This window comes from Adhaeribacter rhizoryzae (genome assembly GCF_008629685.1).
In the GTDB taxonomy this organism is placed as follows: Bacteria; Bacteroidota; Bacteroidia; order Cytophagales; family Hymenobacteraceae; genus Adhaeribacter; species Adhaeribacter rhizoryzae.
Window position 1 is genome coordinate 37,025 of the sequence record NZ_VWSF01000020.1, and the last position, 14,558, is coordinate 51,582.

Sequence of the window (14,558 nt, forward strand, 5' to 3'; positions counted from 1 at the left end):
ATAATATTATGGTGGCAAGGCATTACAAAATTTCCTTCTAGTTGTACTAAAAATCAATACTAAAAGCACAACAAAAATTTTATAAGCTATCCTGATAATGAAACCATTAAGTAGGAGCGTAAAAATTTATTAGTAACCTGTTTATTTATGAGAATAGACTTTTTATAGGTTAATCATTTCGGACCGTAAATATTAACTATTGATTTTTAAATAAAGGAATACAGTTGTTTTGCTGGCTATTCCCATTTTTTTCCGGTTTTGTGCCCGAGCTTTGATTAAAATTTATTTAAAACTTAAAATTTAAAGCTATGCGGTTTATTATTTTTTTAGGCCTTTTACTAAGTAGTGGGTTTGCAGCTTGTAGCCAGGATATTAATGCCAAGCGGGTACCGGCACTCGTAAATAATGCTTTAATGGCTAAATTTCCCAATGCCGTAGATATTGAATGGGAGAAAAAGAAAAATTTGTACGAAGCAGATTATGATGTAAACCAAACCGAATTTACGGCCTTAATAGATGCTTCCGGTAACATTGTTATGTACAAACAAGATATTCCGGTAACCGAAATACCAGCGGTGCTTTCGGGTACGCTGCAGAAAAGTTTTGCCGATTACAAGGTAGATGACGCGGAAAAAATACAGAAAGACGGTAAAATATTTTTCCAGGTGCAGTTAGAAAAAAATAATCAGGAGTTGAAGAAAGTATTTGCAGAGGATGGCCAGGCAACTACCGCCATTACTTACTGGGATTAATTAAAATTAACTTCCTCAGCCCAGGGCCAGTATAATTAGACTTAACTTAAAAAGAATAATATATGTCTGGTATACGCAGCATTTGCGCAAATATGCTTTTAGCATTTTTTTTACTTTCCTGCGATGGTAATAAAGCCGCTGATGCGGGTAAAAAATCGCCGGCGCAGGAAGCGAAGAAAAAGAAAAAAGACGATTGGAATAAAGAAGCGCCTTCTACGGACATAGCAATACGCCAGAAGTGGGAAGTGCCGGCTATTCTAAAAGAAGTATCGGGCATTGCCTTTTTGGGAAATAATCAATTTGCCTGTGTTCAGGACGAGGCGGGCGTAATATTTATTTTAAATACCAGTACCGGCAAAATAGATAAGCAGGTTACTTTTGGCGCTGCCGCCGACTACGAAGGAATTGCAATGGTGGGCAGAACCGCTTATGTGGTGCGCAGCGAAGGTAAAATATTTGAAGTAGATAATATTGACCGGAAGCCTCCTCGCATTCGGGAATATAGTACCGGTTTAACTAAGAAGAACAACGTAGAAGGCATTGCTTACGACCAAAAGCAAAACCGCTTATTGCTGGTAATAAAAGGAGCCGAAGCCGGCACGAAAGACTACAAAGGCATTTACGCTTTTAACCTGCAAACAAAAAAGTTTGTAGCAGAACCAGTATTTAAAATAAATCTGCACGATTCTTTGCTGGCTAATTATAAAGGTGAAAACCTGAACAAGGCGCTACGGCCGGCTGAAATTGCCATAGATCCGGTTACGGGATTGATTTATTTGATTGAAGCCAGTAACCCGCAACTATTTATTTTAAACAACGATGGCTCGCTTAAATTGCGGTACAAGCTAGACGAAACTGTTTTTGGTCAACCGGAGGGGCTAACCTTTAGCCCCTCCGGCGACCTTTATATCTCGAACGAAGGAAAAAAAGAAAAAGGCAATATTTTAAAAGTTCAACTTCGTTAAGTAAAGTGTCAGTAATATTCTTAATAAAATCACTTAACCCAAATTTTTTCCGCTCTTAGATTAACTTTAAGTTACCCTTATTTATTCTTATCGTAAACGGCTGAAGCTCATTAGAACAACTGGTTTTTAATAAATATTTAGAGCGGCTCCGGGTGTTGAAGCTTTCTGTTATAAGGCCGATAAAAGCTCAGGAAAACAAAGCAGGCCATCGCAAATTCATCTAACTCCCATTTCCAGCTATTTTGAATTAACAGCACTAGCAGAAAAGATACTACAAAGCAAATGCTGTAAGTTGGGGCTGGTAAAGGCAAACCGGTAATATTTATTATTTTACGAAACCAGGCAATATTTTTATATAAAATATTGAATACCAGAAAGTAAACAAACAAACTAAAATACATAAATACCCCAAAAATTAGTTTGTTCAGTTTAACTTCGCCTACTTTTAAATTATGCAGATTAAATTCTTGCTGCGAATTAGCCATTTTAATTTTTTCCGGGGTTTCAAAACCTAATACCCGTTGTCCCCAGGAAATTTCTTCTCCAAAACCAAAAAAGAATAGCAAAGCCGCCAGGCAAAAAAAGGCAACGGCAATTTTGTTTCGTGTATGAAATGCTTTGTAGAGGCAGGTAAAAGAAGTGAATAGCAGGAAAAAAGCGGTTAAATATTCGATGTACCCATCTTCAGCAATATACCTCTGAAATAAGGGCAAATTAATATAAAACAAGAGTAAGCCCAGCAAAACATGGCTTATGCCAAAAATGCAAATTATTTGTGCGGTAATATTAACCAGTTGGTTACGGTTAATTGCTTTTTTGCTTTGCCTTTCCGGAATATAATCCATTGCATTTATTTTATTTAAATAATACAGGGCTATTACAAAGTTGTTGTTTTAATCTTTTAATCTCTCACCTCAAAAGAGAAATTTTCACAAATCTGCAAAAGTCAATAATATATAAAGTGTTGGTAGTTACACAGGTGCTTCACTTTTAGAACAACTAAATTAATTGTGGTAAATATTCGGGCTGCTTTAGCATTCCCAATTCTATCCAGTTTTAGATTTTACTTTTGATTGTACTTAAAAATTACAACTATAAAAGCAATATAAAGAAGGTCTTTCACCATTATTAACAAATGGTGGCCCTTGCAGGAGCTGGCTACTTTAAATATTGATAATCCTTGTGGTTGCGTAAATATTCATTCGCTTGGCTAAAAAGGTGGCGTAAAAAAGTTTTAAAATATTAGATACAGAAGCTGCCGGCAACCTGTTTGCCGGGCTAAAATAGAGCAAATAAGCAGTTTATATATTTTAATTTAATATTAATACGTATGAGAAACAAAATATTTTTAGGCGCGGGTATGCTTGCTGTCATGTTCTTATTTGGCTGCGAGAAAGAGCAAATAATAAGCAAAAACGATTTGCCCCAACCCGCCAAAGATTTTATCTCCACGCACTTTGCCGGTGTAGGAATTGCGTCCGTAGAAAAAGAAAGCGATATTCTGGAAAAAACCTACGATGTAATTTTAAGTAATGGTACTTCTTTAGATTTTAATGAAGATGGTGCCTGTACCGAAATAGATGGCCATACAGATAAAATACCCGACAGTGTGGTGCCTACTAAAATATTAGAATACGTACAAACTAACTATGCTGCTGATTTTATTACTAGCTGGGAAAAAGATGATTCTCAGCAGGATATAGAACTGGCCAGCAAACTGGAATTAAAATTTGGCCAGGAGAGCAACTTCCTGCAGCTGGAAAATTAATGCTTAACTATTCTGAATATCAGGATTAGTTACCTATAAGTAAACACCTTAGCAACCATAGCTATTTATTTAAACAATTTTTAGCTGCAATGGTATTTACTTAAAAATAGGAGGCAAGCAGCATCTGTTTTGTGCGCCTTTTCTATTTTTTCTTTACGCCCCTAAACACCTGTATGCCGAGACACTTAAGATTAGATATTACTTAAACGATACCCTTATGTCTTATATTATTACCCGCCTCTTTTCAGGATTGTTCTTGCTCATTTCTCATTTAAGCGTTGCCCAAACAGAACCGCTGGCACCTTTGTCTGTGCGGCCGCTGCTCACAGCCGATAGCCTTTACCAAGCCGCGCTAGCGGAACCCCAAAGTAAAGCACTAAATAATAATCTTTTTATTCCCGAAACCCCTGGTAACCTCGAAAGCAAGGTAATGGCTTTACGGTTGTTTTATAACCAGAATTTAGAGCGGTTAGCCGTGCCGCTAGCCACCGTTAACCAAAAATACGACGCACTTAATCCGCAGGTAAAAAGATTTGCGCTGCCGGCAGCTTTGGTGGGCATCGGTTTTGTAGGCCTGGGCCGCAATCATATTTTTGATTATGATGCAGAGATTCACGAAGACATCATGGAAGAGCATGCAGGATTTAGGACCACTATAGATGACCATACCCGCTTAGTGCCGCTGGTGGCCGTTTATGGCTTAAATTTAGCCGGTATTAAAGGAAAGCATAACCTCGTAGAACTTTCTATAATTGCCTTAACCACCGATTATCTTTCGGGCATTATTACCAACAATATTAAAACTTTAACCCGCGAACATCGCCCCGATGGCTCCAACGACGATTCTTTTCCTTCGGGCCATACAAGTTCTGCTTTTTCCAAAGCAACAATTTTGTGGCAGGAGTACAAAGATGTAAGCATTTGGTATGGCGTGGGCGGCTATGCCTTTGCCTCGGCCACCGGCGCTTTACGCATGCTGAATAAAAAACATTGGTTATCCGATGTGCTGGCCGGAGCCGGCGTGGGCATTTTAACTACCCAGGCGGTTTATGCGGTTTATCCGTGGGTTCAACAAAAAATAAAGCACACCATACCCGCACTGGCGGAAAAGCAGCTAATGGTTATGCCGGCTTATACACAAGGCAGCATTGGCTTTAGTATGGTTTACGCGCTTAACAAACCCAACCAGGCTAAATACACCGCCAAGGCAAAAAGATAAGCTAAGGGCTCTTAGTGGTTGGGGTAGAAATTTTTATCATGACAAAAACATTACTGCTACTCTTTTGGGTGTTAATGCTGAATAGTGCGTATGCGCAATCTAATTTGCAAGCATACTGGGACGATGGCTTAAATTTTCAGAGTCAGGATAGCTTGTTCCGCTTTTCGGTAGGCGGCAGGGTGCACTATGATGTTGCCTTTACGGGGCAATCGGCCGGGCTTGATAGTTTATTTGGCACACCCTCTGCCAAAGTACAGGTAAGGCGCGCCCGGCTAAGTTTTGAAGGTTCGCTTAACAAGGCCTTTACTTACGAATTTGAATTTACGTTTGGTGAAACCATTGAATTTGCCGATATGTACTTTGCTTTTCTGGAAGTTCCTTTCCTGGAACAGTTAACGATTGGCCATTTTCGGGAACCATTTGGTTTAGAAGAAATGACCAGCAGCAATGCCATTGTTTTTATGGAGCGTTCGTTAACCAGTGCTTTTGGCCCTTCGCGCAATACGGGTATTATGGTGCAAAAACAGTTCTTTAACAAAAAGCTCCGGGGCTATGCCGGTATGTTCCGGATTACCGATGATTTGGGAAATGACCTGAAGGGCAAAGGCAATCATTCTTTTTCGAGCAGGTGGGCTTATACCCCTTTGGTGGCTAGTAACAACAGGTTGCTGCATTTGGGCCTTTCGTACAATAATTTTACGCCAATTAATTCTATATATAGCATAGAACCCAACAATGAAGTAAATACAGAGCCGGAATATATGGCAACCCATGAGATTGCCGGCGTAAGAAAGATAAATCAGTTGGTCGGCGAAATTGGTTACACTAAAGGTCCTTTAACTATTCAGAGCGAGTGGGTTAGTTCTAGGGTAAATTTACCCCAAAGTGCTGCCGCAGGTAACGGCGAAAACTCACAACTCCATAAAAGCTTTTATCTCATGACTTCGTATTTTCTGAAAGGTGGTTACCGCAGTTACAGCAGCCGTGGCAACCGGTTTTCGGCAATAAAACTAACCCAAAAGCATAGAACGGGTAGTTTAAGTGGTGCCTGGGAAACCGGGCTTCGGTTTTCTTACCTGGATTTAAGCGAGGCCAGGCAGCCTATACACACCCTCAGCAACGTTACCGCCGGCCTCAATTGGTATTACAACTCCAACACCAGGGTTATGTTTAATTATGTTTATTCTTTATTTAACAACGGTTTAAAAGCCAACACCCTGCAACTGCGCATGCAGGCTAGTTTCTGATACACCATAAACGCTCTTGGGAAAACTGCTAGTCCGGTACGGGCAGATACGGCAAGGGTGTATCAATTATTCGGAAAAAAATAATGGCGATTCTGAACTGGATATACATCAAACATATTCAGTTCAAAATCGCCTTTTCAGGAGTAAATAAAAATTGTTATACCAATATTAACTATTGGCAAAAATATTATTACTTCTTCTTTTCAAAGGTGTACACAACCGGAGATTGCGTCATTACATTAACGCTATCGGTGGGGTTTATGGCATTTTCGCGGTGTTTCATTACAAATCGACCTTTGGCATTAACTACTTTTTCGTGCCGCTCAATAATTAAGGCGTCGGTGGTTATGCTGTTTACCTTGTATTGGGCATCAACATCTCCGTTTAGCACTAACTTATCGGTATCTTTTAACGCCCACGTTCCACCGTTTGAGTAGCCGTATGGAATGCTGGTGTCTACTGTCCGATAATATAAATTTAGTGCGTAAGTACCATCACCTAAATTGCTGCCGCCTCTGTCAATTATCAGCCGGCTATCATTTATGGCCTCGTACTGCGTACCTTCCTGCGTAATATGAGATAATTTCCAGTGACCGATTAATACTTCTTTCTCAGGGCTAAGGGGGGTAACTTCTTCTTTATCTTTATCGCAACCAACAAAGGCAAAAAGAGCTAATAAAAGAACAAGGGTATTAAATTTTAAAAGTTTCACGCGTTGTTTTAGTTATAGTTAATATAAATGCAAATATATAGGTTAATTATTATGTTAATGCGTTTGTAATTTCTGCCTTTATAATATTGGCAGCATATATAAATAATAAAGCGGCATGCTTTTTTATTGCTCAGTGCCAAATATTACCTAAGCCAAGAACCGCAAGTATAAATACCAGCATTGCCAATACCACATAATTTACCTCTGGCGCAGGCCGGCTAAATTGTTTTGGTGCTGTTAAATTAAAGTCCTTAAATGAAGATTAGATGAAATATTGTATATAGCAGAAATAAAATTTTTACTTATAATAATTATACCCACTGGTATAAAAGCTGCGCCAAAGCGCATACTACAAGTTAGTGCTTGTGTACGAGCTATTTGGGGAGTTCTGAAGCTTTAAAGAAATATTTTGCCCCGAATGCGTTTTGTAGATATAAAATTTGATAAAAATATTAAGCTAAACCGGAGTAGCTGTATTCAAAAATTGTTTATTCAAAAAGCCAATCAATATTTTTAGCGCTTACGGCTAAGCCCGCATCCCGCATCCGGATTTCTTGGGTGCCATCGATGAAGCCCAGTAATAGTAAGGCGCCTTTGGGTAGGTTTAAGGTGTGCGTACCAGCTTTAAAAGCATAAGCATGAATATTTACCGGCGGGAGATTGCCGGCCACCAGGGCATTAGAAATTTTAATCTCACTTTGCCCGTAATCACTGGCACTGGCATCGGTTTCCAGTTCAGGCGCTTTTGCAAAGTTTGGGTCTGGGTCGGCGCTAAAGCCGGCTTGTTTGTTAAAATAGCCCACCAACAGCTTTACCGGCTGCCTCGCCGTAAACCGGATTGTAGTTCCTTTGGCTACCTGCTCTGCTTTACTATATTTAAATCCTTTCAGGCCCCTAAGTTCCGGTGCCACCACCTGAATAAGTACCGTGGTATCCGCAAATATTGGCTGTTCTTGGCTCAAACTATAAACGCCTTTGGTTTGGGAGTGTAGCGTAACCGGCGCATTTTTGAAAGGAATAATTTTAACCGGGGTTGCCTTAACGGATGATTTTAGAGAATCGATGCGCTGCTTAAAAGTATCGAGCTCTTTTTCAAATACCGGCAGCACTTCGGCCCAGGTTTTAAAGGTTCCATCTACGGCCGGAACCGGAATTTTACGTTGTGGCGTTTGCATGCTGTTGGCGTACAGGTAAGTGTCTTTGGTTAAATTTACGAATTCGCGATAGTGTTGCACGCTGTTTTCCAGGTGAGGTACTGCTTTTTCCAAATCGGTTATATCTTCAGAATATTTGTAACGCAATACCGCTATAGCGGCTTTCACCTTCTCGGAGTAATGCCTGGCCATGGCGTTGTAGCAATACATGTCGTTCCGGAGCCTGTTAAATTCATTTTTATTTTTAGTGACGGCACCAGCTGCTTTTTCAATGGCCGCTACCGCTTGCTGGCCGTGTACTACTATTTCTTCGGCTACCTGTAAAGGTGTTTCTCCCAGGTGCTTTTCTTTTTTAGATTCTTTCTCAGCGTACTGAATAATCATTTCCCCCTCCGGTGCTTCCGACTCGTACAAAAGCGTAAATACCCGGTACCGGAAAGGATTTATGAATTGCGTCATTAACATGCCTAAGGTCATGGTTTGGCGGTTACCATCAGTTATACCAAAGCGGCGTAATATTTTCGGGGATATTTCGCCGGCTTGTTCCTGGGCTTCCAGCACCGCTGCTCCTTTATCGGTTGGCAGACCAAATTCTTCAGCTAAGAGGTTGCTCCAATAAGTTACTTCCTCGGTTCTGCTTCTTTTGTAATTCCAGGCGTAGCGCGCCCAGGCTTTGTACCACATACCGTCGCGGTTTATTTGCAACAGCCGAACCGGGGTTTTATCGGCGGAAAATGGCCAATCCCAGTAAGAGGCTTGCGGAAATAAGTGCAACCCGTTTGATTCATATACCTCGTGCATGGCCTTAACCGATTTCTGAATAAAGTCCGGCGAACTGTACCGGAAGGGCTCTAAGTTTGCCAGAATATGCACGTTTTGCAAATGCACAGTTCCTATGCGGCTGAGGCTCCGGTGCAGTTCGGCCCACTTGCCCCGGGGCGTGTAGGTAGTGAGCGCCTCGCCATTGTATTTGGCCATGGTGTACAAGTTCTTATAAATTGGCATAGCGGCTTTCATCACGCGGGGCGCATCGGTATCGTGGGCGCGCAGCACAATGGGTGGCTCTACCGTTTGCCCCCGGGCTTTTAATCCGTCTTGCACGCCCGGTATAATCGTTTTGGTAAACCATTCCACATCATCCGGACCGGTTCCTTCCATGGCTTCCCCCAGTGTAATAAGCAAGCCTACATTCGGGTATTTTTCTACAAAAGCTGCTATTGATTTGCGGGTATAATCAGATAATAAGTGCGTAATAGGCCGATTCCGGTCTTGCGTTTTAAGGTTGTGCTTCTCGGCAAATGGTTGGGAAAGAATAATATTATAAAACATCTGAATTACCCAAATTCCCCGCTTGTCGGCTTCTTCGGTCAGGAAGCGAAACATTTCCTCGTTCTTTGCAAAAGTTGCTTCGTCTACTTCCACCGCGTAAGGGTAATCCGGGAGCTTAACCAGCGAGGCAAATGGGTGGCCGTTCCAGAGGTAGAGCGAGTTGTAGCGATTTTCTACTAACATGTCCAAATATTTCACCCACAAGGCTTTGTCGTAAAACCAGGGGAAGGTTTCTGGCGTGTAAGGGTACTCGTACACGGTGCGGCCGGGCAGGTAATAGGGTTTCTGTAAACCGATTGCCGTGCCGCGTAATACCATCTGCGGCTGATCGCTTAGTTGCAGGTTTGCCGGAAGTTTTCCGCTGTTTTTCACTTGAGCAGCTACTTCCAGGCAGCCATATAGCGCACCAGAAGCATCGGCTCCTTTTATGGTCAGGAGGTTTTCGGTGGAAGTAATGGTAAACCCTTCTTTGCCTGAAACATTAAAGTTATTGGTAGCGGCAGCATTAACTGGCGTGGCTTCGTTGGAATATGCCACCAATATTTTCCAGCCTTTTTTTAGCGGCTTATCCGGTGTTACTATTGCTACCAGATAGCCTGCATTCGCCAAAGCTTCCTTTAATTTATTTGCCCCAAAGGCAACTCTGACCGGCGCTTTTTCTGGCAACACAATAACTAAAGCCTCTTTTTCAGGAGAAGTAGTTAAAGCTATTGGCCGACAAGAAGCTAAAAGCAATAAAAATATAGGTACCAAAAGGAGCAGCCGTATCATTTATATAAAATTTACATATAAATATAAATTTTAAATTTAAAAATTTTAAATCTTAATACAAGTAAAATCTGGTTGTTTTATCTTACTTAAAATTATTGCTGTATTTTTCTTTATTGTTATCACTCCGAAATCAGAAATATTGAGCGGAAAATCTGTAAACAGGGCAAGAAGCAAAGTAAGATTGGTTAGAACGCTAAAAAGGTTCATTCCTAAAATGCAAGTCTTATTGTAGACTCAAATCCTATTGTAGACCATTAAATATATTGGATTACGCCGGCAGAAAAACTTTACTGGTTAATGAAGCAGCTCATTTAAATTCATGTATATTTATTTTTAAATAATCCATTTCGGCGCTGCAAAATTAAGCTAAGTAGGCTCGTTCCATGAACCCAATAAACAGAAGAACTTTTTTATCGCAACTAACGCTGGCTACAGCCGCATTCTCCCTGCCGCAATATGCTTTTTCCGCATCGTCCATGCCAGCCGACTTTGTAGAAGTAGAAATTACGCACGGAAAAATTCGTGGATTGAGGAGCGAGGGTGTGAATATTTTTAAAGGAATACCTTATGCCGGCAGCGTTTCCGGCGACCATCGGTTTCGTCGGCCGGCACCACTCCAGTCATGGACGGGTGTACGGGAAGCTTTACAATTAGGCGCCCCTGCCATACAGCCTCCCCGGCGAAATGAACCCGCTCCGGCTGAGGATTGCCTTTTCCTGAACGTCTGGACTCCGGCCAACGACAACAAGAAGCGTCCGGTGATGTTTTACAACCATGGCGGTGGCTTTGTGATTGGCTCGGGAGGTTCAGCCAGTCAGGATGGAACCAACCTGGCGCGTAATTTTGATGTGGTAGTGGTTGAAACCAATCACCGGTTAGGCTTACTGGGCTTTCTGTACCTCGACGAAATAGCCGGGGCCGATTATGCTGGTTCGGGTAATATGGGTTTGCTGGACATGGTGGCGGGCTTAAAATGGGTGCAGGAAAACATAGCGCAATTTGGCGGCGACCCCAACAATGTTATGATTTGGGGCGAGTCGGGTGGGGGAGCCAAAACCGCTTGTTTGTATGCCATGCCCGCGGCGGCTCCTTATTTTAACAAAGCATCTATTGAAAGCGGGCCCGGTGTACGCATGACCCCTAAGGAAATAGCCACCGAAACAACGGCTATGCTGCTTAAAGAATTAAATATTGCCCCCAAAGACTGGCGAAAATTGCTGGCTGTACCGGCGGCCGATTTATTAAATATGCAAAGCAAGTTGCCGTTTGTGCCGCCTTTTATCGAAAAAAATAAGAGTGTGGGTTTTATGCGCCGCAACTACGGTGGTTTTGGCCCGGTGGTAGATGGCAAAATATTACCGCACCACCCTTTCGATCCCGCTGCACCCCAAATATCGCGCAATAAACCTTTGCTGGTAGGCTGGAACGAAGATGAATACACTTTTTTTGCCTGGGAGCGCAAAGACACCGAATTTGCTACGCTTGATTTTGCGGGTTTGCAGCAAAAACTAGAACCCCAATACGGCCCGCATACTAAAAAAATTATCGATACTTACCGTAAAGCAAGGCCTAACGCAACGGCAGCCAATATTTTTATTGCGGTTTCTTCTATTACCATGATGGGATTAGGTTCCGTGGAGATTGCTGAAAAAAAGGTGAAGCAACAAGGTGCGCCGGTATATTTATACAATTTTGGGTATAAGTCGGAGAAAAAGATTCCGGGCACGGATTACCCCATGGGTACGCCCCATGCCATGGATATTTCTTTTAAATTTAACAATGAAATTCCGCCCCGCGGTGGTTCTGCACCAAAAGAGAGTTTCTTTGGCGGTAATAAACCCGAAAGATTTGTGGCTTCGCGTAACTTTGCCGAGCTATGGACTACTTTTGCCCGTACCGGTAAACCCGCCGCGAAAAATGCACCCGCCTGGCCGGCCTATAATCTGCAAAACAGACCCACCATGCGCATTGATACCAAATGTGAGGTAATAAACAACCGGTTCAGCCAGGAGCTGGCCATGTGGCGTTCCATTGGAAAGCTATAGGCAATGGTAAAACGATACTACACTAAATGAATATACAGAATAAACTCAAAAATCTTAAAGACCAAAAGAGTTATAGTATTCCAGCCAAAAGGGTAATGGAGCATTTAAAACCTATCCTTAGCAAATCAAATGACTTGCGACAAAGATGGATGTGGGAATTACTTCAAAATGCAAGTGATTTAGGCGACAATGTAAAAGCAAGGTTTGAAATAACTCCTGACAAATTAAAATTCAGCCACAATGGAAAACCATTCTCATTGGACGAAGCATATAATCTCATTATGCCCGACTCGACCAAAGATGATGAGGCAACACATAAAAAAAGTGTAATCGGACAGTTTGGAACTGGTTTTATTTCAACTCATATACTTTCCAAGATTATTAAAATTGAGGGCATAATTGAAGATGACGAGCAACTTTACAGTTTTAACTTTCACCTTGACAGACGTCAAAGAAACGATAAAGATTTTTTAATTCAATCAATAAAAGACGCAGAAGCAGAGTATAAGGAAAACCTTGAAAAACTTGATGAGCTTCCAGAAGATGAATTTCAAACTTCATTTACTTATAGTGTTGACAATACCTATTCTTCTTTAAACGGACAAGAAATTGTTGATGATGGAATTGAAAGTTTTAAGGAATTGATACCATATGTTTTGACATTTAGACCTCAATTGACAGAAATTGAAGTAATTGACTACAGGACTACAACAACTAAGCTAATGTTCAAACGTGAGGAAGTAGAAAATGATATTGAAGACCTCATAATTATACAAACAATTTGCCATAAAAACGGCAAACACATTGGAAACAAACTAATAGGAAACATTATTGATGAAGAAACTGAAATTGCTTTCCCAATCAAACACATAGAAGCAGAAACATTTCAGTTGCTTTCATTTCCTGACAACTGCCCTTTATTGTTTTGTGCATTCCCAATGGTAGGCACAGACGATTTTAATTTCCCAGTAGTTATTCACAGTGAAAAGTTTGTACCAAATAGAGAGCGAGATGGAATTGAAATTTCTGATTATGATACAGAAAACAGAGATAGGTTAATAGAAGCTAAAGACGCATTTTTGAGATTATTAGGAATAATTGAAGAATATGACTGGACAGATGCCTTTAATATTTCTTTTCTAAACAATCCAAAATTTAATGAATATTCAATAAAGAATTGGTTTACAAATTCAATTTTCAAGCCAATTAAAGAAGGATTATATAAAACTAAAATGGTCGAATTAGATCAAGCCCTAAATATTGAAAACAAAAGACTTTCATTAAGCGAAGTATATATTCCTTATGCAGATAAAAGGGCGAAAAATTATGCTGAATTGGCAACAGATATTTACAATTTTGCATTTAAAACCATACCAACTTTGTTGCCCAAAAGAGAACATTCTCTAAGTTGGTTTGAAACCTTAGATTTTGAAATATTCACAGGAGAAAAACTTGACTTAGAAGAACTCTCAAAAAAAATATGTGAAGATGTCGATTCGCTTGAAAAGTTTTGCTCCGCCTACTCAATGAATGAAACAAAAGCAATTAAATTTCTTATTGATTTTATTAAATTGATTATAGCACAAGAAGAAGAGAAACTTCTTGATAAATATAAGCTAATATTAAATCAAAGTAATCAACTTTGCTTTCTAAAAGGTATTCAACTAGATGTTATTGATCATAAAGGACTTAAAGATGGCTATGATGAGAAACTAAAAGACATTTACTACTCCTTATCAAATAAGGAGTGCCGTGATGTATTACTTCATAAAGGCTTTGAACAAATAGATAACCTTGTTGACGAAGATGATATCTATGAATTTAAGAAATTGGCTAAGGACACAGATGAAGAACTTAGAAATTATGAAGGAAACTTTCAAGATGAAGACTTTTTGCTAATACTTAAAGACCTTTTTAATTGGTATACTACTTGTGGTATTTCAGAGGAAACATTAATAAACTTATTTCCATACTTCTCACTAAATAAATCGCAATTATACCTTAATACAAAAACACCACAAGAATTAGAATATGCTTTTGATATTGAGATAAGTGGTAAAAGCGAAGTATTAGCAAAACTTGCCAACAGTTCATTGTCAGATAAAGATTTAGAAATTATTGCTGACAACCCAAAGTTAGTATCTAATTTTATGGAATGGCTTAATAGCAAACAAGAAGACAACCCTGATGAAGAATTAGGAAATATCGGAGAAGAGTTTTTATATCACCAGCTTTGTCAAATATTTGGAGAAAATAGAGTGCTTTGGGAAGACAAATCTGAATATGATTTTAGAGTTCTTGAAAAGGACTTAACGACTACAAAATACTTTATTGACGCAAAGACAACTGGCAAGGGAATCGCAAACAGTGACAATATTCCATTTTTTATGCGGACAGCACAATGGTCTTTTCTTGACAAACAACAAGCAGGCGGGAAGTATATAATAGCAAGGATATTCAAAAACGGTGGGGCAATTGACGTTAAGTATTTAAAACTAAACAAACAATCATTATAAAAAGAACCACTGCCTATAACACCACCTAAAAAGCATAAAAACGCTTTTTAGCCAAGTCCGTTATAATACTATCATCAATT

10 protein-coding genes are annotated in these 14,558 nt (G+C 40.2%); 7 read left to right on the top strand and 3 right to left on the bottom strand.

Annotation, left to right across the window (positions count from 1 at the left end):
• Positions 1-308 precede the first annotated feature (308 nt).
• Entirely contained in the window at positions 309-752 is a 444-nt protein-coding gene (locus tag F0145_RS20170) for a hypothetical protein (protein WP_150091320.1), read from the top strand.
• 92 nt (positions 753-844) lie between these two features.
• Positions 845-1,717, top strand: coding sequence for an SdiA-regulated domain-containing protein (locus tag F0145_RS20175; protein WP_190277602.1), 873 nt, complete (start codon positions 845-847; stop codon positions 1,715-1,717).
• A 137-nt stretch (positions 1,718-1,854) separates the two neighbouring features.
• Here the strand turns inward: F0145_RS20175 and F0145_RS20180 are convergent, their stop codons facing one another.
• Entirely contained in the window at positions 1,855-2,562 is a 708-nt protein-coding gene (locus tag F0145_RS20180; RefSeq protein ID WP_150091324.1) for a hypothetical protein, read from the bottom strand.
• 485 nt (positions 2,563-3,047) lie between these two features.
• Between F0145_RS20180 and F0145_RS20185 the strand changes: the two genes are divergently transcribed.
• The 3 genes from F0145_RS20185 (at position 3,048) to F0145_RS20195 (ending at position 5,951) form a co-directional block, all read left to right on the top strand.
• On the top strand, positions 3,048-3,485 hold the full coding sequence (locus F0145_RS20185; protein WP_150091326.1) for a PepSY-like domain-containing protein: 438 nt from the start codon (positions 3,048-3,050) through the stop codon (positions 3,483-3,485).
• 217 nt (positions 3,486-3,702) lie between these two features.
• Positions 3,703-4,704, top strand: a complete 1,002-nt coding sequence (locus tag F0145_RS20190; protein WP_150091328.1) for a phosphatase PAP2 family protein — start codon at positions 3,703-3,705, stop codon at positions 4,702-4,704.
• Positions 4,705-4,742: 38 nt separating this feature from the next.
• On the top strand, positions 4,743-5,951 hold the full coding sequence (locus F0145_RS20195; protein ID WP_150091330.1) for an OprO/OprP family phosphate-selective porin: 1,209 nt from the start codon (positions 4,743-4,745) through the stop codon (positions 5,949-5,951).
• A gap of 190 nt (positions 5,952-6,141) precedes the next feature.
• Here the strand turns inward: F0145_RS20195 and F0145_RS20200 are convergent, their stop codons facing one another.
• Both F0145_RS20200 and F0145_RS20205 read right to left on the bottom strand, forming a co-directional pair.
• Positions 6,142-6,663, bottom strand: coding sequence for a lipocalin family protein (locus F0145_RS20200; RefSeq protein WP_150091332.1), 522 nt, complete (start codon positions 6,661-6,663; stop codon positions 6,142-6,144).
• Between the two features lie 488 nt (positions 6,664-7,151).
• Positions 7,152-9,917, bottom strand: coding sequence for an alpha-d-galacturonidase (locus F0145_RS20205; RefSeq protein WP_223816170.1), 2,766 nt, complete (start codon positions 9,915-9,917; stop codon positions 7,152-7,154).
• 383 nt (positions 9,918-10,300) lie between these two features.
• Here F0145_RS20205 and F0145_RS20210 point away from each other — a divergent pair, with 383 nt between their 5' ends.
• Both F0145_RS20210 and F0145_RS20215 read left to right on the top strand, forming a co-directional pair.
• Complete coding sequence (locus F0145_RS20210) at positions 10,301-11,962, top strand: carboxylesterase/lipase family protein (protein WP_150091334.1); 1,662 nt, start codon at positions 10,301-10,303, stop codon at positions 11,960-11,962.
• Between the two features lie 26 nt (positions 11,963-11,988).
• Positions 11,989-14,478, top strand: a complete 2,490-nt coding sequence (locus F0145_RS20215) for a sacsin N-terminal ATP-binding-like domain-containing protein (RefSeq protein WP_150091336.1) — start codon at positions 11,989-11,991, stop codon at positions 14,476-14,478.
• The last annotated feature ends 80 nt before the right edge of the window (positions 14,479-14,558 follow it).